Source organism: Streptomyces sp. NRRL WC-3605 (assembly GCF_001509795.1).
In the GTDB taxonomy this organism is placed as follows: domain Bacteria; phylum Actinomycetota; class Actinomycetes; order Streptomycetales; family Streptomycetaceae; genus Streptomyces; species Streptomyces viridochromogenes.
In genome coordinates this window covers 12,732-33,302 of sequence record NZ_LLZN01000038.1, presented here as the reverse complement: position 1 = coordinate 33,302, position 20,571 = coordinate 12,732, and the positions used below count along the sequence as shown (strand labels likewise).

At 73.3% G+C, this 20,571-nt stretch carries 15 protein-coding genes; 7 read left to right on the top strand and 8 right to left on the bottom strand.

The genetic code is table 11. The features are described 5' to 3' along the window. Positions 1-2 precede the first annotated feature (2 nt). From ADL34_RS06915 to ADL34_RS06905, 3 genes are all read right to left on the bottom strand, one after another. Complete coding sequence (locus ADL34_RS06915) at positions 3-1,766, bottom strand: LCP family protein (protein WP_062664499.1); 1,764 nt, start codon at positions 1,764-1,766, stop codon at positions 3-5. A 225-nt stretch (positions 1,767-1,991) separates the two neighbouring features. Further along, a complete protein-coding gene (locus ADL34_RS06910) occupies positions 1,992-3,131 on the bottom strand; it encodes an LCP family protein (protein WP_079033985.1) in 1,140 nt (379 codons plus the stop codon). A 193-nt stretch (positions 3,132-3,324) separates the two neighbouring features. Then, positions 3,325-4,080, bottom strand: a complete 756-nt coding sequence (locus ADL34_RS06905; protein WP_062664495.1) for a TIGR03089 family protein — start codon at positions 4,078-4,080, stop codon at positions 3,325-3,327. A gap of 140 nt (positions 4,081-4,220) precedes the next feature. Here ADL34_RS06905 and ADL34_RS06900 point away from each other — a divergent pair, with 140 nt between their 5' ends. Both ADL34_RS06900 and ADL34_RS06895 read left to right on the top strand, forming a co-directional pair. Next, positions 4,221-5,795 carry a peptidoglycan recognition protein gene (locus tag ADL34_RS06900; protein ID WP_063892270.1) on the top strand — a complete coding sequence of 525 codons (1,575 nt, stop codon included), beginning with the start codon at positions 4,221-4,223 and terminating at the stop codon, positions 5,793-5,795. A 255-nt stretch (positions 5,796-6,050) separates the two neighbouring features. Continuing rightward, entirely contained in the window at positions 6,051-7,133 is a 1,083-nt protein-coding gene (locus ADL34_RS06895; protein ID WP_062664491.1) for a sugar phosphate nucleotidyltransferase, read from the top strand. A gap of 34 nt (positions 7,134-7,167) precedes the next feature. On the opposite strand, the gene ADL34_RS06890 is transcribed toward ADL34_RS06895, so the two are convergent. The 4 genes from ADL34_RS06890 to ADL34_RS06875 form a co-directional block, all read right to left on the bottom strand. Continuing rightward, positions 7,168-8,169 carry a DNA-3-methyladenine glycosylase family protein gene (locus ADL34_RS06890; protein WP_079033984.1) on the bottom strand — a complete coding sequence of 334 codons (1,002 nt, stop codon included), beginning with the start codon at positions 8,167-8,169 and terminating at the stop codon, positions 7,168-7,170. A gap of 73 nt (positions 8,170-8,242) precedes the next feature. Then, positions 8,243-9,553 (bottom strand): coenzyme F420-0:L-glutamate ligase, encoded by a 1,311-nt coding sequence (locus tag ADL34_RS06885; protein ID WP_062664487.1) that lies wholly within the window; start codon positions 9,551-9,553, stop codon positions 8,243-8,245. After that, a complete protein-coding gene (gene cofD, locus ADL34_RS06880; RefSeq protein WP_062664486.1) occupies positions 9,550-10,509 on the bottom strand; it encodes a 2-phospho-L-lactate transferase in 960 nt (319 codons plus the stop codon). The genes ADL34_RS06885 and cofD overlap by 4 nt, the downstream gene beginning before the upstream one ends. 33 nt (positions 10,510-10,542) lie before the next feature. Then, the gene (locus ADL34_RS06875) at positions 10,543-11,064 is read right to left on the bottom strand and encodes a cysteine dioxygenase (RefSeq protein WP_062664484.1); all 522 of its coding nucleotides are present in this window, start codon (positions 11,062-11,064) and stop codon (positions 10,543-10,545) included. A 648-nt stretch (positions 11,065-11,712) separates the two neighbouring features. Here ADL34_RS06875 and ADL34_RS06870 point away from each other — a divergent pair. From ADL34_RS06870 to ADL34_RS06860, 3 genes are all read left to right on the top strand, one after another. Continuing rightward, positions 11,713-11,976, top strand: a complete 264-nt coding sequence (locus ADL34_RS06870) for a WhiB family transcriptional regulator (RefSeq protein WP_003975777.1) — start codon at positions 11,713-11,715, stop codon at positions 11,974-11,976. Positions 11,977-12,230: 254 nt separating this feature from the next. Beyond that, entirely contained in the window at positions 12,231-16,031 is a 3,801-nt protein-coding gene (locus tag ADL34_RS06865; RefSeq protein ID WP_079033983.1) for a glycosyltransferase family 2 protein, read from the top strand. Next, positions 16,028-17,584: a DUF5719 family protein gene (locus ADL34_RS06860; RefSeq protein ID WP_062664480.1), complete on the top strand. Its 1,557-nt coding sequence runs from the start codon at positions 16,028-16,030 to the stop codon at positions 17,582-17,584. Before ADL34_RS06865 ends, ADL34_RS06860 begins: the two co-directional genes overlap by 4 nt. Before the next feature lie 33 nt (positions 17,585-17,617). Here ADL34_RS06860 and ADL34_RS06855 read toward each other — a convergent pair whose 3' ends face one another. After that, positions 17,618-18,064: a metallopeptidase family protein gene (locus ADL34_RS06855; protein ID WP_079033982.1), complete on the bottom strand. Its 447-nt coding sequence runs from the start codon at positions 18,062-18,064 to the stop codon at positions 17,618-17,620. A gap of 291 nt (positions 18,065-18,355) precedes the next feature. Here ADL34_RS06855 and ADL34_RS06850 point away from each other — a divergent pair, with 291 nt between their 5' ends. Further along, positions 18,356-18,784 (top strand): DUF3499 domain-containing protein, encoded by a 429-nt coding sequence (locus tag ADL34_RS06850; protein WP_079033994.1) that lies wholly within the window; start codon positions 18,356-18,358, stop codon positions 18,782-18,784. A 154-nt stretch (positions 18,785-18,938) separates the two neighbouring features. Then, positions 18,939-20,555, top strand: coding sequence for an L-lactate permease (locus ADL34_RS06845; protein ID WP_062664475.1), 1,617 nt, complete (start codon positions 18,939-18,941; stop codon positions 20,553-20,555). Positions 20,556-20,571 lie beyond the last annotated feature (16 nt).

Genomic DNA, 20,571 nt, shown 5'->3' with positions numbered 1-20,571 from the left:
GGTCACTTCGCGCACTCCACCTTGTCCGCGGTGGACTTCTCCACGTCGGGCGCCTTGGTCGGAGCCGTCAGGGGCACCCCCGCCCCCTTGAAGTCCTTGCCCAGCGTCAGCGTCATCGTGGGCAGGCCCTGGGCGTTGGTGACGCTCTTGCCGGGCTTCATCGCCGCGCCGGACAGCCCCATGATGGCGGCGAGCCGGCGTGCCTGGTCCGCCTGGTCCGGCGCGTACTCCAGCGTCGTCTTCGAAAGAGACGCGGGCGCGTTGCCCGCGTTCTCCGACTTGGTGACGTTCTCCTCGGTCTGCAGCCAGGACAGGGTCTCCTGCGCGCTGCCCGCCGGGGCCCCGCCGTTCATGATCCGCACCCGCACCTCGGAGGCGTCGGCCTTGGAGCCCTTGAGCCGGGCCGCCACCGCGGAGGCCTCCTTCTTCTTCTGCTGTTTGATCTCGGTGAAGGAGACGTCGTTCTGGATCGCCTGGAAGACCTCCGGCGCCTTCGACGGGTTGAGCACGACGGTCACCTTGACCTTCTCGGCCGGGTTGTCGATCACCGGGACCGTGGTGAAGGTCAGGTTCTTGACGTTGAGCTTGCCCAGCTCCAGACCGAGGTCCTTCAGCTTGTCGATGCTGTCGAGCTGGGAGTCGACGGTGAGCGCCTTGGTGCCGGCCTCGGCCAGCGTGAACATCTTCGTGGGGCTCTTGAGCGTGTCGTTCGACTTCAGCTTGCGCATCAGCGCGCTGAGGAACTGCTGCTGGAGCCCGATCCGGCTCAGGTCGCCGCCCAGGCCGACCGAGTGCCGGGTGCGGACGAAGGCGAGGGCCTGCTCGCCCTCGATGACGTGCTTGCCCTTCGGCAGGTTCAGGTGCGAGTCCGGGTCGTCGATGTCCTTGCCCAGACAGACCTCGACGCCGCCGACGGCCGACGTCAGCGTCTTCACCGCGTTGAAGTCGGCGACCATGAAGTTGTCCGGCTTGATCCCCGTCAGCTCCGTCACCGTGCGCATGGTGCAGCTGGGCGTACGGCCCGCCTGGCCGAGGCTCTTGTTGAAGCGGGTGCCGGTCTCGCCCTGGATGACCTTCCGGCTGCCGTCCTCCTGCTCGGTGGGGCAGTCGGGGATGTCCACGATCAGGTCGCGCGGGATGCTCAGCGCGGTGGCGTTCGACCGGTCCTTGGAGACGTGCAGCAGGATCGTGGTGTCGGCGTGGCCGGCGCTGCCGGAGTCGCCGTACTTCTCGTTGCCCGCGCCGGTGCGCTTGTCCGTGCCGATGAGCAGGATGTTGATGGCCTTGTCCTTGCTGAAGCCACCGGTGCTCGCGCCGTCGTCGGACACGGACTGGATGTTGTCGTTGAGGTGCTCCAGATAGAGGTAGGCCCCGGCCGCGGCGGCGACCACGACGAACGCCATCACGCCACCGGTCCACAGCACGGCCTTCTTGGCCCGGCTCTTCTTCTTGACGGGCCGGCGCGAACGGCGTCCCGGCGGCTCCTCGGGCTCCCCCCGGCGCCGGCGCTGGGCCGGGACCTCACGGCCCGGCGCGGGCCGCTGCTCAGGGGCGGCGGACCGGTCACGGGCGCCACCCCCCGGGCGCCCCGCGCCACCGGGTCCCGCGGGCCCACCGGCACGGGGGCCCGGCCTGCGCGGACCGGGAACCGGTGATTGCGGTCCGGAAGGAGTCAGTCGCAGTTCGTATTCGCCGGTGTTCGGATTGAGCACCCACTGGTCTGCGGGATCGATGTCATCCGCCCGCCCACGGCCTTGCGCGTCCACGGTTGTCTGAATCCTCCGTCGGGGCCACGCGGCGCCTACCCCCTCCAAGGCGCTCGGGTCTCTCGGTCGAACAGTGCGCGAGCCCAAGTACGGCAGGGTGCGCCAGGGCGCTCACACTATCCGCCCAGTTCAGCGTCGAGCGAGAACGGTGACAAATTCCACGTCCCTACAACTGGGCAATTCCGCCCAATCCCCTGGACAGGTCCCCTTGACTTGGGATGCGCTTTACTCGCAGCCGCTCTCGGCGGCCGTGTTGCCGCGGAACGTGGGCGCCGGGGACGCGGAACTCCCCTGCCCCGATTCGCCCCGGGAACGCGGGGATTTCCCCCGGGAATCCGCGACGGCCACCGGCCGGTCCAGGCGCAGCCGCTCGAAGAGGCGCTGCGCCTCGGGTTCCACCAACTGGTCACGATTGGCGTTGTAGACGTAGGACTCACGCGGGACCGTCAGGAATTGGACGCGTTCGGTGGGGATGTCGCGCATACCGCGGACGAGATCGTACAAACCACGCAGACTGGCCAGCGCAGGGTCGGTGGTGAGGGAGGACGTCGCCGCGTCCAGCACCGGATAGAGCCGTACCGGGTTCAGCAGGACGTCGTTGCTCTGCACCTTGTGCACCAGTGCGGCGAGGAAACGCTGCTGGCGCTCCATGCGGTCGGTGTCGCTGCCGTTGCCGAGGGACTTGCGGGCGCGGACGTAGCCGAGGGCCTGCTCGCCGTCGAGCGTCACCTTCCCGGCCGGCAGGCGGAGCTTGGCCGCCTTGTCGCGGATGGGTTTCGTCAGGCAGATCTCCACGCCGTCGACGGCGTCCACCATCTCCTTGAACCCGTGGAAGTCCACGACCATGTGGTGGTCCACCCGGATGTCGGTCATCCGCTCCACGGTGCGGATCGTGCAGGCCGAACCGCCCACCTGGAAGGCGTGGTTGAACATCGCGAACATGGGACGGCTGCGCCCTCCGCCGGCGCGCCGGCAGCCGGGGACGTCGACCATCAGGTCCCGGGGTATGGACACGGCCGTCGCGCTGCGGTGGTCGGCGGACAGGTGCAGCAGGATCGTGGTGTCGGACCGCTCGCTCCCCGAGTCGCGCCCGTAGCGCCGGTTGCCGTCGCCGGACCGCGAGTCCGAGCCGATGACGAGGATGTTCTGCGCCCCCCGCACGGCCGCGCTCGGCCGTTCCTTCTCGTACCGGGCGAGTTCGGCGGCGGCGGCCTCGTCCGGGGTGATGTTCCCGTCGAGCTTGGCGTACACCAGCCAGCCGGTCCCGGCGGCGGCGGCGAGCAGCAGTCCGGCGCCGACGGCCCCCCGCCGCACCCATGTCCTCCTGGCCGACGCCCCCCGGCGCGAGCGTGCGGTCTCGGTCACGGCTGGGTCCACCCCTCATGACATGGCGCGTGCGGTGTGGGCTGCTCCTACGACCATGGCGCCGATGCCGTCCGGGGGGCGGGTGGTGCTGCGCCGAACGGGTGACGGGGGCGGGGTGCCGGGGCCACCTCGGCGGGCGGTGGAGTGCCGGAACCGCCTCGGCGGGCCGTGTGTGATGAGGGGCGGGACCGCCTCAGCGGGCGGTGGCGGTCACCCGTTCCGCCTCGATCCGCTTGGCGAGGGCCTCGTCGTCCAGCCCGTCGGCGTTGCGGCACAGCACGACCGAGCCGCCCGTCGCCAGAGCTCCGAACAGCCCGGCGCCGAGCCCCTCCCAGGTGTCGTACGGCAGCGTGGACAGGATGCGCGAGCCCGGCCCGGTCAGGCCGAGCCCCGGCGCCTCGGCGCGGGCCCGCTCCACCACCTCGGCGGCGCTGAACTCGCGCCCGGCGACGATCAGCGCCGGCTCGTCGGGGTCGACCGGCGTGAACGGCGCGAAGCGGTCGCCCTGGCCCGGCACCTCCACCGCGTAGTCGGTGAAGCCCTCCGGGGGCTGCGGGAAACGGCCGCCGAGCGGCCGCAGCGCCAGCGCCACCCGCTCGCCCCGGCAGGCCCGCGCGGCCTCCAGCGTGTCCGGTCCGCTCACCACCACGTCGGCGGCCGCCGGGTCACCGCCGACGTCCGCGAGCGCGCCCACCGAGGAGCAGGCCAGCAGCCACACGGCCGTCTGCCAGTGCGCGGGCAGCAGCAGGGTGACCCGATCGCCCGGACCGGCGTTCAGGTCGCCCTGGAGCAGGTTCGCGGTCTTGGCCACCCAATTGGCGAAGGTGGCCACGGACAATTCGACGCGTTCCCCGGTGGCGTCGTCGTAGAAGGTCACCAGGGGGCGTCCGGGATCCGCGGCGAGCGCGGAACGCAGCAGGTCGGCAGGGGTGCGATCGGTGGCGTTCACCCGGAAAAGGGTACGCGGGCGCCCGGAGTCGCACCCCCCGGCGGCACCAACGCCCCGACACCGGTTCGGCCGAACACCCGCCGACGCCCCGTCAAGTCCTCGATGGACAGGTTTGTATGACTATGTTCAACATCAGGGGTATGCGTGGATTCCTTGCTTCCTCGATCGGTGTCACGTGCGCGGCCGCTCTCGCTCTCCCGCTCACCCCACCCGCCGTCGCCGCGACCGGGAGACCGGTGCCCGGCGCGGAAGCGGCCACGAGCGCGGCCCTGACGGCCGGCCCGTCGGCGCGCCGGGAGAGCGCCGGGCCGAGCGCCGCCGGCAGCACCCAGTCCCTGCCCCTCACCCCTCTCACCCGCGAGCGTGCCGCGGACGACCCCGCCGAACAGGGGCTGTCCCGCCGGACCGTACGTCCCTTCTCCCTCGTCGGCGTCGTCTGGGACGACCCGGCCGCCGAACTCCTCGGCCGTGTCCAGGTCCGCACCCGGGAGGCCGCCACCGGCGTCTGGTCGGGCTGGCAGGACGTCGAGACCCACAACGCCGACCACGCGGCCGACCCGGACACCGCGGAGGGCGCCCCCGGGCGCCTGCGCGGCTCGACGGCCCCCCTCTGGGTCGGCGCGTCGAACGGCGTCGAACTACGGGTCACCCCGGAAGGCACCGACCCCGAACCCGGGAAGACCTCGGCGACCGGCGACGGCACGGCCGCGAAACCCGGCAAGACCCCGGCGACCGGCGACGGCACGGGCACGAAACCCGGGAAGACCCCGGCGACCGGCGACAGCACGAAACCCGAGAAGACCCCGGCCACCGGCGACAGCACGGTGGCCACCCCCGCGCCCGCGCCCGCCTCCGCGACGCCCCTGCCCGCCGGCCTGCGCCTGGAACTCGTCGACCCCGGCGAGGCCACCCAGGACGAGACGCTCGGCGCGGCCCGCCCCGGCGCCCTGCAGCCGGAGACCGCCGAGGCCGTCGCCGCCTCCACCGCCAACGCCGAACTCGCCGCCGCGGGCGCCACGGAGATCCCCGCCCTCGGCCGGGCCGAGACCGAGCGCGAGCTGCTGACCCTGCGCGGCAGCGAACTGACGGCGGCCCAGAAGGCGAAGCCGTACATCGGGCCGCGGCCGGGCATCGTCACCCGGCGCGGCTGGGGGGCCAACGAGCGGTGGCGGGAGAGCCGGTTCGTCTACACGAGCAAGGTGAAGGCGGCCTTCGTCCACCACACGGCCACGGGCAACAAGTACACCTGCGCGCAGGCCCCTTCGGTCATCCGCGGTATCTACCGCTACCACGTCGTGAGCATGGGCTGGCGCGACATCGGCTACAACTTCCTCGTCGACAAGTGCGGGCGGATCTACGAGGGCCGGGCCGGGGGCGTGGCGAAGGCCGTCCTGGGCGCCCACACCCGCGGGTTCAACACGAACAGCATGGGGATCGCCGTCCTCGGCACCTACGGCTCGAAGAAGCCGTCCAAGGCCGCCGTGAAGGCCGTCGCGCGCCTCACCGCCTGGAAGCTCGGCCTCTTCGGCGCCAATCCGCGCGGAAAGACATATCTGACGTCCGGCGGTGGCAATCTCTACCGAAAGGGAAAGAACGTACGACTGAATGTGATCTCCGGTCACCGGGACGGCTTCTCCACTGCGTGCCCGGGGCTCCAGCTCTACCGCAAGCTCGGCTCGACCCGCTCGACGTCCGCCCGTTACCAGGGACGCTGACCGCGGGAGAAGCCAACGGGGAAGGACGTCCAGGGAACCCGTCACGGCCGGCAGAGGTCTGACAGGGGGCCCTGGACGTCGTCCGGTCGAAGGGGGACTCATGGGGGGCCATGGGGTCGCATTCACCGCCGTCGGGGGACGAGGGGCGGGACACGAGGCACCGCACTGCCGTCGAGGGCACCGCGCAACGGTCTGCATACACTGGCCGGCCGAAAGACAGTTCGGGCCGGTCCCGGCAGGAAGCAGAGACGACAGGTGACAGAAGCGATCCTCCTGGTCGGCGGCAAGGGCACTCGGCTGCGTCCGCTCACCGTGCACACGCCGAAGCCGATGGTCCCGGCGGCCGGGGTCCCGTTCCTCACGCACCAGCTGGCGAGAGCGAGAGCGGCGGGCGTCGACCACATCGTGCTGGCGACGTCCTATCTGGCCGAGGTCTTCGAGCCGTACTTCGGCGACGGCTCCTCGCTCGGACTGCATCTGGAGTACGTGACGGAGGAGGAGCCCCTCGGCACCGGCGGCGCCATCCGCAACGTCGCCTCCCGGCTGCGCTCCGCGCCCGACGACCCGGTCCTGATCTTCAACGGCGACATCCTGACCGGCCTGGACATCCCCGCCCTGGTCCGTACGCACGAGACCACGGGCGCGGACGTCTCCCTGCACCTGACGAAGGTCACCGACCCCCGGGCCTACGGTCTGGTCCCCACCGACGACACCGGCCGCGTCACGGCGTTCCTCGAGAAGCCGCAGACCCCGGAGGAGATCGTCACCGACCAGATCAACGCGGGCGCCTACGTCTTCCGCCGCTCGGTCATCGACACCATCCCGGCGGGCCGTCCCGTCTCCGTGGAGCGCGAGACCTTCCCCGACCTGCTGTCGGCCGGCGCGCACCTGCAGGGCATGGTCGACTCCACCTACTGGCTCGACCTGGGCACGCCCGCCGCGTTCGTGCGCGGCTCCGCGGACCTCGTCCTCGGCCGGGCCCCGTCGCCCGCCGTGCCGGGACGCTGCGGCGACCGTCTCGTCCTGCCCACGGCCACGGTGGCCGCCGACGCCAAGCTGACCGGCGGCACGGTGGTCGGCGAGGGCGCGTTCGTCGCCGAGGGCGCCCGCGTCTTCGGCAGCACGATCCTGCCCGGTGCCGTCATCGAGCCCGGCGCGGTCATCACCGACTCGCTCATCGGCACCCGCGCCCGGGTGGGCGAGCGCTCGGTCCTCACCGGCACGGTCATCGGCGACGGCGCGGTGGTCGGCGCCGACAACGAACTGCGCGAGGGGGCGCGGATCTGGTGCGACGCCCGTATCCCGGCGGGCGCGGTGCGCTTCTCACCGGACCTCTAGCCAGGCGCCGGGTGACGGTGGGCCCGGCCCGCCGTCACCAGCGCCCGATGTCCACCCGCGGCATCTTCGGGTGCCGGCGCGCCGGCACCCGCCCGCTGAGCAGGATCAGCCGGGCCGCCCGGTGCCGCTGCCCCGCGTACGGCTCCAGCAGCTCCAGCATCACGGCGTCGTCCGCGTCCCGGTCCCCGGCCAGCGCGAACCCCACGATCCCCGGAAGGTGCACGTCCCCCACGGTCACCGCGTCCGCCGCGCCATGGCTGCGCTGCACGACCTCGGCCGACGTCCACGGCCCGATCCCCGGCACCAGCTCCAGCCGGGCCTGCGCCTCGGCCGGCTGCATCCGCACCGCCTCCTCCATCCGGGCGGCGACCCGCACGGCCCGCAGGACCGTCGACGCCCGCTTGTTGTCCACGCCGGCCCGGTGCCACTCCCAGGACGGGATCAGCGCCCAGGTCCGCGGGTGGGGCATGACGCACATCCGCTCGGGCGCGGGCCCCGGCGCCGGTTCGCCGTACGCGCGCACCAGCAGCCGCCACGCCCGGTACGCCTCGTCGGTCGTGACCTTCTGCTCCAGGATCGACGGGATCAGCGATTCCATCACCAGACCGGTGCGGGTCAGCCGCAGCCCGGGCCGCCGGTGCCGGGCCTGGGCGACCACCCGGTGCCGGGGCACGAAGACGGACGGGTCGTCGGCGGCGCCGAGCATGTCCGGCAGCTGTTCCAGCAGCCACTCGGCGCCCGGCCCCCACGCCTCGCCCCGCACCTCGGCCCCGCGCGCGGTGACCCGCAGCGTGCCGGGCCCGGCCGGAGTCAGCGCGGTCCGCCACACGGCGCCGTCGGGCGTCGCCCGGAACGTCGGGTCACCCGGCCCGCGCCGCAGCGGCCCCAGCACCAGACCGAGGTCGAGCGGCCCGTCCGGCGTCCAGGTCCGCACGCGCGCGGGCGCCGGCGCCTGACGCGGCACCCCCGCGGGTACGGCGACCTGCCCGCCGCGCACGGTCGTACGCGTGGGCCGCTGGGGGAATCGTCCTGCCACGGTGTCCTCGGGGTGGGGGAGGGGCGTGCGCCGAAGGGGGCGCCCTACGAGCGTAGGCGCTCCGCGGGGTGCGTCAGCGCACCTCGACGAAGGACGACGCCTCCCGCTCCGGACGGGGCCGCGGCTCCTGCGCCGGATGCCCGACCGCCACGGCACCCATCGGGTCCCAGTCCGCGGCCAGTCCGAGCACGTCGCGCACGACGTCCCGGCAGAACATCGTCGACGACACCCAGGCCGAGCCGAGCCGCTCCCCGGCCAGCGCGACCAGGAAGTTCTGCACACCGGCGCCGGCCGCGACGACGAACATCTCCCGCTCGGCGGCGTCCCGGCGCGGGTCGCCGTACGTGTGTGCGCCGTCCATCACCAGGCAGGGCACCACCAGGTACGGGGCGTGGCGCAGCACGTCGCCGCGCCGCACCCGCTTGGCGATGGACTCCTCGCTCTTGCCGTCGCGGCGCAGGTCGGCGATCCACGCCTCCTTCATGGCGTCGAGCAGCCGGGTGCGGGCGCCGGCCGACTCCAGCAGCACGAACCGCCAGGGCGTCGTGTGGTGCGGGGCGGGCGCGGTGACGGCCGCGGCGACCGCGCGGCGCACGACCCCCGGGTCGACGGGCTCGTCCGTGAACGCCCGCACGGTACGGCGCTGGGTGACGGCCTCCCGGACGGCCTCCGACGTCCCGAGCCGGAACATGTCGTCGCGCGCCTCGCGGACCAGGGCCCGCGCGCCCGTGCCGTCGTCCTCGGCCAGGGTGTGCGCGAGGCCGCGCACCACGGCGACGGGCAGCCCCGCGGCCTTGCCCTTCACCAGGTCACCGGCGGCGGCGAGTTCGTCGGCCGTCGCCACGACGGTCGCGCTCAGCGGGTTGCCGTGGGCGTCCTCGCCGCCGCGCAGGTCGTCGAGGACCCGCACGCCGGCGGCGCCGATCGCGACGTCCGTGAGCCCCGTCCGCCACGGCCGCCCGAAGGTGTCGGTGACGACGACGCCGACGTCGACGCCGAGCGCGTCGCGCAGCCCGTCGCGGATCGCCCGCGCGGAGGCGTCCGGGTCCTCGGGCAGCAGCAGCACGGTCCCGGGCCGGGTGTTGGAGGCGTCGACCCCGGCGGCCGCCATCACCAGTCCCTGCCGGTTCTCCACGATGCGCAGGGGGCCGCGGCGCGCCACGACCCGGACGGTCTCCGCGTCGATCGCGGCCTCCCGGTCGGCGGCCTCGACGATCCGGCCCTCGGCCTTGGACACGATCTTCGACGTGACCAGGAGGACGTCGCCGTCTGCGAGTCCGGGCTCGGCCGCGGCGATCAGCTTGGCGAGGTCGTCGCCCGGCCGGACCTCGGGCATCCCGGGCACGGCCCAGACGCGGAACCCCTCCGCGGACGGCCCGTTCACGCGTCCCGCACCTCCTCGGCCAGCGTCAGCGCCTCCCGGGCCATCTGCGCGGCCGCGTCCAGGTCGGTCATCATCAGCGGTACGGCCCGGCAGCGGATGCCGGCCGCCTCGACCCGCTCCACGGCCTTCTCGTCCACGGTGTCGACGAGCCAGCCGTCCAGCAGGCCCGAGCCGTAGTGCTCGGCGACCGCCGCGGCCGACGACTCCACACCGACCGCCGCGAGGACCTTGTCGGCCATCCCCCGCACCGGCGCGCCCCCGACGATGGGGGAGAGGCCCACGACCGGCACGCCCGCCTCGGCGATGGCCTCGCGGATGCCGGGAACGGCCAGGATGGTGCCGACCGAGACGACCGGGTTGGACGGCGGGAACAGCACGAGGTCCGCCTGCCCGATCGCCTCCAGGACGCCCGGCGCCGGCTTGGCCTGCTCGGCGCCGACCGGGACGATCGCCTCGGCGGGCACGGAGGCGCGCAGCCGCACCCAGTACTCCTGGAAGTGCACGGCCTTGCGCTCGCCGTCGACCTCGACGGCGACATGCGTCTCCACGCGGTCGTCCGTCATGGGGATCAGCCGCACGCCGGGCTGCCAGCGGTCGCACAGCGCCTGCGTCACGGCGCTCAGCGGGTATCCGGCGCCGATCATCTGCGTCCGCACGATGTGCGTGGCGAAGTCCCGGTCGCCGAGGCCGAACCACTCCGGGCCCACCCCGTAGGCGGCGAGCTCCTCCTTCAGATGGAAGGTCTCGTCGGCCCGGCCCCAGCCCTGCTCCTCGTTGATGCCGCCGCCGAGCGTGTACATCACCGTGTCGAGGTCCGGGCAGACCTTCAGCCCGAAGAGGTGGATGTCGTCCCCGGTGTTGCCGATGACCGTGATGTCCGCGTCCGGCGCGGCCCGCTTCAGACCACGCAGGAACCGGGCACCGCCGATGCCGCCTGCCAGAACCACAATGCGCATGGCCCAAGTCTGGCAGGCGGGTGCGACAACGCGTCAGGCGGTCACCGGGCGCGCCTCGCAGGCGGCGGGCGCCGCGGCTGCACGGAGGTGGGAGCGGGGGACCATCGGCATCTCGGTCAGGCCGGGGAAGTAGACGTGCAGGCTCACGGCGGGCTCCAGCGCGTCGTTCACCACGTCGTGGGTGTAGCCGGGCGCGAAGACGCGCTCGTCACCGGGGCGCAGCGCGCGCGTGCCGCGTTCCGTGTGCTCGGTCAGGGTGCCCTCCAGCACCGTGAGCACGCCGGAGGACGGACCGTGGTCGTGCGGGCCGCTGCCCTGTCCGGGCACCCAGGACAGCAGCCACACCTCGTAGCCGGGACCGGTGCGCAGCCGGTGGTACCAGCGGGTCGTGGCGTCGTACTGGACCAGGTGCTCCCACTGCGACCGGTCGGCGGCGAGGGAGCGGGCCAGGCCGACGAACTCCGCCACGGTGGACGGGTGCTCGCGCGGGGCCTGGAGGAGGTGCGGGACTTCGAGGATGTCGCCGGCGATCTGGAGGTCGCTGTCGCTGTTCATGGGTGCGGTGGTTCCTCGGTGAAAGAAGGTCAGAGGGAACGACAGCCGCGTAATGGTGGACGCGGCCTTCAGCCGGAGCGGGATGGGCTCAACAGCTGGGACAGCAACAGCAGCAGAACGCGCGGGCGGCACCGAGGGACCCGGCGGTGCGGGTCGAGGTGAGTGCCGGGTTCGCGAGCATGCCCACAAGGACAGCGGTTCACGCCCCCACTGTCAACTCGACGCCCGGTGATGTGGCACAGCTTTCACCCCATCCGGTTCATCTGTCTGGCGAAAGGTTTGTGCACCGGGTTGCCGGGACACATGGCGCACATCCGGGCGCACGGGCGTCGTTGTGATCCTGTGATCGGACTGTGATCCGGTTCGCATCCGCGCGTGTGTGCAACGAGATCGAACGGCTGGACGTCTCTTCCTGTACAAGCTCTGCGCGGGACGGCGTTCCCGTACGGGCCCCGTCCGGTTGTCAAGGTTTAGGACGATTTGAACACTTTCCGCTAGGCCTTGGTTCCGCAGAGTGAATAAGGGGCCCAATAGCAGATCTCGGCTTGACTCGCCCGGAGCAGCACACTTGTAATTTCACTCGTGTCGTTCAGCCGAAATCGGTAACGGCTACATCACGGGGACGCGAAAGACGGACGAGGGGCGCACATGACCGAGCTGGTGCAGCAACTGCTGGTCGACGACGCGGACGAGGAGCTCGGCTGGCAGGAGCGCGCACTGTGCGCCCAGACCGACCCCGAGTCCTTCTTCCCCGAGAAGGGCGGCTCGACCCGGGAGGCCAAGAAGGTCTGCCTCGCCTGCGAGGTCCGCTCCGAGTGCCTCGAGTACGCCCTCGCCAACGACGAGCGCTTCGGGATCTGGGGCGGCCTGTCCGAGCGCGAGCGGCGCCGGCTGAAGAAGGCGGCCGTCTGACCGCACGGCCGGCGGCCCGGCCGTGTTCCCTGCCGGAGAGCTGAGGCGGGGCGCGCCGGCGCGAAACCGTACGTACCTCCGCATCTCCCAACGTCTCGAACAGATCTCGAACGGCCCGTCGCGGGTGGGTTGTCCACAGGCGGCGGGCCGCTGTGATGCCCAGCCAGTAGTGTGGGCGCTCGTCCGAGACGTCCCGCTGTCCCCCGGGGACACAGGCGTCCACCGCAGTCCATCGAACCGGGGCCTGTACCTCGATGTCCGTGCACAGCCACACGGCAGCCCAGCACGACGCCGCTGCCACACCTGAGTTCCCGCGTCATGTGGTGACCGCGGTCCTCGTCTCCCACGACGGCGCCCGCTGGCTGCCCGACGCGCTCGCCGGGCTGCTGGGCCAGGAGCGCCCCGTCCAGTCCGCCGTCGCCGCGGACACCGGCAGCGCCGACCACTCCGCGCAGCTGCTCACCGACGCCCTCGGCGACGACCGCGTCCTGCACCTCGCCCGGCGCACCGGCTTCGGCCAGGCCGTCGAGGAGGCCAATCGCACGGCCCCCGTCCTCACCCCGGACGACCTCACCTATCTCAAGCGGCCCAGCGGCTGGGACCCCGTCACCCGCACCTGGCGCGACGACGCCTACGACCTGCCCGAACTCCCCCACGGGGAGCCGGTGCAGTGGCTGTGGCTCCTGCACGACGACTGCGCACCCGAACCCGACGCCCTGGCCCAGCTGCTGCGCGTCGTGGAGAACGAGCTCGAGCTGGGCCGCGACGACGTCGCCGTCGTCGGCCCCAAGCTGCGCGGCTGGTACGACCGCCGGGCGCTCCTGGAGGTCGGCGTCACCATCGCCAACTCCGGCCGCCGCTGGACCGGCCTGGACCGCCGCGAACAGGACCAGGGACAGCACGACCACGTACGCCCGGTCCTGTCCGTCTCCACCGCCGGCATGCTGATCCGGCGCGACGTCTTCGAGGAGCTCGGCGGCTTCGACCGGCACCTGCCCCTCATGCGGGACGACGTCGACCTGTGCTGGCGCGCCACCGCCGCCGGCCATCGCGTCCTCATCGCCCCCGAGGCCGTCGTCCGGCACGCCGAGGCCGCCTCCCGCGAGCGCCGCGCCGTCGACTGCGTGGGCCGCACCGCCGCCTCCCCGCACAAGGTCGACAAGGCCGGCGCCGTCTACACCCTCCTCGTCAACACCCGTGGCGCCGCGCTGCCCTGGGTGCTGGTGCGCCTCGTCCTCGGCACCGTCCTGCGCACCCTCGCCTACCTCGTCGGCAAGGTCCCCGGGCAGGCCCTCGACGAGATCCGCGGCCTCATGGGCACCCTGCTGCGCCCCGAGCGGATCATCGCCGGCCGGCGCCGGCGCGGCGCCCCCGTCATCGACAAGGGCGAGCTGCGCGCCCTGTTCCCCCCGCCCGGCGCGACCGTGCGGGCCACCGTCGAACAGGTCGCGAGCAGCGTCGTCGGCCGCTCCGACCCCGAAGTCGCCTCCGGCGCGGGCCGGCACGGCAGCGCGATCGAGTCCGGACCCGGCGGCGACGACGCCGACTTCCTGGAGATCGAGCAGTTCGCGCGCCTCAAGCGCATCGCCCGCAAGCCCGCCCCGGTGCTCTTCCTCGTCCTGCTGCTCGTCTCGCTGATCGCCTGCCGTGAACTCCTCGGCGGCGGCGCGCTGGCGGGCGGCGCCCTGCTGCCCGCCCCGGCCGACGCCGGCGAGCTGTGGGCGCACTACGTGGACGCCTGGCACCCCGTCGGCGCCGGCGGCACCGCCTCCGCCCCGCCGTACCTCGCGATCGTCGCGACGCTCGCCTCCCTCCTGCTCGGCTCCACCGGGTTCGCCGTCACCGTCCTGCTCGTCGGCTCGGTGCCGCTGGCCGGGCTCACCGCGTACTTCGCCTCGCGCCCGCTCGTCGAGTCCCGTCTGCTGCGCGCGTGGGCGGCCGTCGTGTACGCCTTCCTGCCCGCCGCCACCGGAGCCCTCGCCGGCGGCCGGATCGGCACCGCCGTCCTCGCCGTGCTGCTGCCGCTGATCGCGCGCGCCGGCATCGCGGCCAGCGGCCTGGCGCACCCCGACGGCACCCGCGGAAGCTGGCGCGCCACCTGGGCCTACGCCCTGCTGCTGACCGTCACCACCGCCTTCACACCGATCGTGTGGCCGATCGCGCTGGTCCTCGGTCTCGCCCTGCTCGCGGTGCGCCGCACCGACATCACCGCCTACGGGCTGCGCTTCCTCGCCCAGCTCGGCGTGCCCCTGCTGGTGCTCGCCCCCTGGTCGCTGTCGCTGCTGCCGTTCGGCTTCTTCCAGGAGGCCGGCCTGGACTTCGGCCCCTCGGCCGCGTCCGCCCTCGACCTGCTCAACGCCAGCCCCGGCGGCCCCGGCACGGTGGACGGGCTGATGCTCGTCGGGATCGTGCTGGCCGCGCTGGCCGCCCTGCTGCGCTCCGAGCGGCAGCCGGCCATCCGGACGGCGTGGGCGGTCGCGCTGCTCGGCCTCGTCTTCGCGGTCCTGTCCAACCGCTCGGCCTGGGCCGGGCCCGCCACCCTCGTGTACGGCCTCGCCCTGCTGGCCGCCGCCCTGCTCGGCGCCGACGGGGCACGCGCCCGCGTGGCCGAGCAGAGCTTCGGCTGGCGCCAGCCGGTCGCCGCCCTGGTCGCCTTCGCCGCCGCGGCGGGGCCGTTCCTGCTCGCCGCCGGCTGGATGATCCGCGGCGCCGACGGACCGCTGGAGCGACGCAACCCCGTGCAGGTGCCCGCGTTCGTCGCCGAGGAGAGCGGCACCCGCGACCAGGCCCGCACCCTCGTCCTCGACAGCGACTCCTCGGCCCGCGTCGGCTATGTCCTGGTCCGCGGCTCCGGCGCCCGCCTCGGCGACGCCGAACTCGCCCTGGCCGACGGGGAGAACACCCGGCTGGACAAGATCGTGGCCAACCTCGTCGCCGGCTCCGGCGCCGACCAGGCCGACCAGCTCGGCGCGTTCGCCGTGCGCTACGTCCTCGTCAGCAAGGGCGCGCCGCGCGAGGTCGCGCGCGTGCTGGACGCCACGCCCGGTCTGTCGCGGCTCAGCCAGCAGAAGGGCAGCGCCCTCTGGCGGATCGACCGGCAGGTCTCCCGCGCGGCGATCGTCGCCGGGTCCGGAGCCGCGTCCGCCGCGCCCGAGCCCGTCGCGGCCGGACCGGTGGACATCCACACCACGATCAAGGCGGGTGCCGAGGGCCGCGTCCTGCGCCTCGCCGACACCGCCGACGACGGCTGGACCGCCACCCTGGACGGCAGCCCGCTCACCCCGACGACCGTCGACGGCTGGGCGCAGGGCTTCGAACTGCCCGCCGCCGGCGGCACCCTGGACGTCACCTACGACGACCCCTTCACCCACACCGCCTGGCTGTGGGCGCAGGGACTCCTGGCCGTCGTCCTCGTCGTGATGGCCCTCCCGGGCCGGCGCCGCGACATCGACGACGACCTGCCCGAGGAGGAGCCCGTCCCCGCCGAGGCCATGGCCGGCGAGGGGCGGCGGGCCCGCAGGCTGCGCGCCCAGGCGGAGGCCGAGGCGGCCGCGGCCGCTCCGCAGACGGACGCCGCCGACGCCGCCGCCTCCGAGGCCGGCGCCTTCGACGCCGACGGCTTCCCGCTCCCGCCCGCACAGCCGCCGGCCCCGGCGGACATCCCGCAGCAGGGCTCCTACGGCGAGTGGGACACCCCCGGCCGCCCGAGCCCGGGCCCCGAGTACGGCGGCTACCAGGGCGACCAGTACCAGGGTGATCAGTACGAGGACGCCCAGCAGTACCAGGACGGGCAGCAGTACCAGGACGCCCAGCGGTACGAGAACGGACAGCAGTACCAGGACGCCCAGCAGTACACGGGCGGCTACGACCAGCAGTACCAGGGCGATCCGTACCAGGGCGCCCCGTACGACCCGTACGCGTACGGCGGGCAGGACCAGACCGGGGCCTACGACGCCTCCTACGGCCAGACCTACCCGCAGGGCTACGACCCCGCGTACGACCCGGCGCGGCAGGATCCGCACGGCAGCGAGCGTTCCGACGGGAGCCAGCAGTGAACCGCACCACCCTGTCCCTGATCGCCGGTGCCACCGCCCTCGCCGCCGTCACCGGGTTCGCGGCCGTCACCTCCCCGGACACGTCCGGGACCGGCACGGCCGCCGCGGCCGCCGAACTGCCCGTGGAGCGCACGAGCCTGACCTGCCCCACGCCGAGCGTCTCGGACCTGGCGGAGACGACGTACACCTCGTTCACGCCCGTCATCAAGGGGACGGGCGCCGAGGGCAAGGCCGAACTGCGCCCGGCCGCCACCGAGTCGACGGACGGCAAGCCCGGCAAGGACGGCAAGAAGGAGCCGGACAAGGACGCCAAGGACGGCAAGGACGCCAAGGGCGGGAAGGGCAAGACCGACACCGCCGCGAAGCCGGTCCTGGCGGCCAAGGAGCCGGGCAAGCCGGTCGCCGTGGAGGACTCCGGCTCGGAGTCGCCGGCGCTGGCCGGGACCGCCGACGGGAAGTTCGCGCCCGGCTGGACCGTGCAGCAGACCACCGAGGTCGCCGCGGGCACCGGCCGCGGTCTGCTCGGCGTCACCTGCACGGCACCGGACACCGACTTCTGGTTCCCGGGCGCCAGCACGGCGGCCGACCGCACGGACTACGTCCACCTGGTGAACCCGGACGACTCCGCCGCCGTCGTCGACATCGAGCTGTACGGCCGGGACGGCGCCCTGGAGACCACCGCGGGTGAGGGCATCACGGTCCCGCCGCACTCCGACGACCCGGTCCTGCTGTCCACCCTCACCACCGAGAAGCAGGACAACATGACCGTGCACGTGAGCGTGCGCAGCGGCCGTGTGGGCGCCTCGGTGCAGGCTCTGGACGACAAGCTGGGCGGCGACTGGCTGAGCGCGTCCGTCGACCCCACCGGGAGCCTCGTGATACCCGGCATCCCGAAGGACGCGACGGCGGTGCGGCTGGTCGCGTTCGCGCCCGGCGACGCGGACGCGGACCTGAAGGTGCGGCTCGCCTCGCCCTCCGGTCAGATCACCCCGGCCGGCCACGAGACGCTGCATCTGAAGGCCGGCATGACCGGCGCGGTGGACCTCGGCGACGTGATGCGCGGCGAGCCGGGCTCGCTGGTGCTGACCCCGACGGGCCGCTCGGTGCCGGTGGTCGCCGCGGTGCGCGTGGTGCGCGGCAAGGGCGCCGGGCAGGAGACGGCGTTCATACCGGCGACCCGGCCGGTCGGCACGCGGGCGACCGTCGTGGACAACCGGGCGAAGGGCACGACCCTGTCGCTGACGGCGCCGTTCGGTGCGGCCGAGGTCAAGGTCACCGCGTCCGCCGGCAGCGAGGGCGGCACGGCGGCGTCGAAGTCGTTCACGATCAAGGCGGGGACGACCCAGCAGATCGAGGCACCGGTACCGAGCGGCCTGAAGGGCACCTACGCCCTGACGGTGGAGTCGGTGTCCGGCGGCGAGGTCCACGGGGCCCGGACGCTCACCGACGGGAAGGACGGCGTCTCCGCCTTCACCGTGCAGACCCTGCCCGACGACCGCGGCCTGGTGGCCGTCCCGGACGCCGAGCAGGACCTCTCGGTGCTCCAGAAATAGGCGTTTGACCCCGGTGCCGGTCCGGCCCCGGGGTCAGTCCTCCCCGTACCGGGGGTCGACCGTCTCGGGGGTCAGTCCCAGCACCTCGGCGACCTGTTCCACGACCACCTCGTGCACGAGGGCCGCGCGCTCGTCCCGGCCCTTGGTGCGGATCTCCACCGGCCTGCGGTAGACGACCACCCGGGCCGGACGGCCGTCGCGCGCGGCGACGGTGCCGCCGAGCGGGACCGCCTCGTCGTTCCAGCTGCCGGTGCCGTCCAGGCGCGGCACCTCCAGGACGAGGAAATCGATGTCGGCGAGCTGCGGCCAGCGGCGTTCCAGGCGCTCCACGGAGTCCTGGACCAGGTCGGCGAACGCGTCGGCGCGACTGGCGGCCAGAGGGACCTGGGGTGGTGCGATCGGGCCGCGCATGCCCCGTCCGTGGCGATCACGGCGGCGGGGCCCGGGGCCGACGGCACGGGGCGGTACGGGGGTGTCCATCACTGACGAAGCGTAGTCCCCGTGGCCGCCGCACGCCGGATCTCCGTGCGCCCGTCGGGCCGGTGTGCGCCGGGCCGTACCGCATGTCGGCAGATGACCATTCCAGCCAAGCTTGGGCTCGTTTCCGTATCTCTCCCAGACCGATGACGTCGTGGTAATTGACGGGGTTTGTGGTGAGTGGTGACCACTTCCGGTCGGAGCCATTTACGGGCGCCTTCTGTCTCCGCAGGTCACAGAGGTGGGGTGAATGGGGCGTGTGGGGTGTTTCACGCCACGACACGGTGGGGTGACCTGGGGGAGAGTCGTCGCGGCCCGCTCAAGAGTGCGGTACCGTCCAACGTCGTGAGCCCTGTACGTCGCTGTTCGCGCACCGCTTGCGGCCGTCCCGCCGTAGCGACGCTGACGTACGTCTACGCCGACTCGACCGCGGTACTCGGCCCGCTCGCCACCTACGCCGAACCCCACTGCTACGACCTGTGCGCCGAGCACTCCGAGCGCCTGACCGCCCCGCGCGGGTGGGAGGTCGTACGGCTGCTGGACGGTTCCGCTCCGGCCCGCCCGAGCGGGGACGACCTGGAAGCGCTTGCCAACGCCGTGCGCGAGGCCGCCCGTCCGCAGGAGCGCGCCGCCGGGGCCGGCGGCGGCGGTGGGCGCGGGGCCGACCCGATGGAAGTCGCCCGGCGAGGTCACCTGCGCGTGCTGCGGTCGCCCGACAACTGACGTCCGGCCCTCCAGCCGCTTTCCTTCACACCTTCCCCGCGATCTCCTCGCCCCGGGTGCCGCACGCCCATTGACGCCGGGTTGTCGCGGACACGACCATTCCTACGCCGGAACGAGAAATCGCTTTCCGTATGGCGGAATCCGGGGAGGCGTCGTGTACGTGCAGGAACTCGAGCCCGTCGGCGGCTCCCTCGGTCTGTCCGCCCTGGTGGCGGCCCTGCCGCTGGTGATCGTCCTCGTCCTGCTGGGCGCGGTCCGCATGAAGGCGCACCTGGCCGGACTCACGGGGCTTCTGAGCGCCGTCCTGGTCGCCTGGCTCGCCTACGGCATGCCGCTCGACCAGACGCTCTCCAGCGCCGCCCAGGGAGCCGTCTTCGGCCTCTTCCCCATCCTGTGGATCGTCGTCAACGCCCTGTGGGTGTACCGGATGATGGTCCGCACCCGGCACTTCGACATCCTGCGCAGGTCCTTCGGCCGGCTCTCCGACGACCCGCGCATCCAGGCGCTCGTCGTCGCCTTCTGCTTCGGCGCCCTGCTGGAGGCCCTCGCCGGGTTCGGGGCCCCCGTCGCCATCTGCTCGGTCATGCTCGTGGCGCTGGGCTTCGATCCGGTCCGGGCCGCGGTCGTCGCGCTCGTCGCCAACACCGCGCCCGTGGCCTTCGGCGCGATGGGCACCCCCGTGGTCACCCTGGCCCAGGTCACCGGACTGCCGCTGGACGACGTCGCGTCCGTGGTGGGCCGTCAGACACCGCTGCTGGCCCTCGTGGTGCCGCTCCTGCTGGTCGGCCTCGTGGACGGCAGGCGGGGCCTGCGCGAGACCTGGGTGCCGGCCCTGGTGTGCGGAGTCGCCTTCGCCGTGGCCCAGTTCGCCGCCTCCAACTACGTCTCCGCCCAACTCGCCGACATCGGCGCCGCCCTCGCCGGCGCCGGCGCCCTCGTCGCCGTACCGCACGCGCGTGTGCCCGCCACCGAGGCCGTACGCGCGTCCGTGCTCACCGGGACCCGCAGCGAGGAACTGGACGAGGACGACCCGCGCGCGGAGGTCGTCCGTGCCTACGCCCCCTACGCGCTGATCGTGGTGATCTTCTCCGTCGCGCAGATCCCGCCGGTCAAGGACTGGCTGGCCCGCGCGACCCAGACCTACGACTGGCCCTTCCTCGACGTCGCCGACTCCGGCGGCACCCCGGTCGGCGCCAACGTCTTCAGCTGGCCGATCGTCTCCACCGGCGGCACGCTCGTGCTGCTCGCAGGCCTGGGCACGGCGGTCGTGCTGGGCGTGCACGCGCGCGTGGCCGTCAAGGAGTGGCTGGCGACCGTGCACGAGCTGCGGTACGCCATCCTGACCGTGACGTCCGTGCTGGCCCTCGCCTACGTCATGAACCTCTCCGGACAGGCCGCCACCATCGGCCACTTCGTCGCCGCGGCCGGCGCCGGACTCGCCTTCCTGTCACCGGCGCTGGGCTGGTTCGGCGTGGCCGTCTCGGGCTCCGACACCTCCGCCAACGCCCTCTTCGGAGCCCTGCAGGTCACCGCCGCCCGTCAATCGGGACTGTCGCCGGACCTCCTTGCCGCGGCCAACAGTTCGGGCGGTGTGCTCGGCAAGATGATCTCGCCGCAGAACCTCACCATCGCGTGCGCGGCCGTCGGTCTCGCGGGCCGCGAGGGCGACCTGCTGCGCAAGGTCCTGCCCTGGAGCCTGGGCCTGCTGCTGCTCATGTGCCTGATCGTGGTCGGCCAGAGCTCCCCCGTGCTCGGCTGGATGCTGCCCTGACCTCCCCGCCGACGGC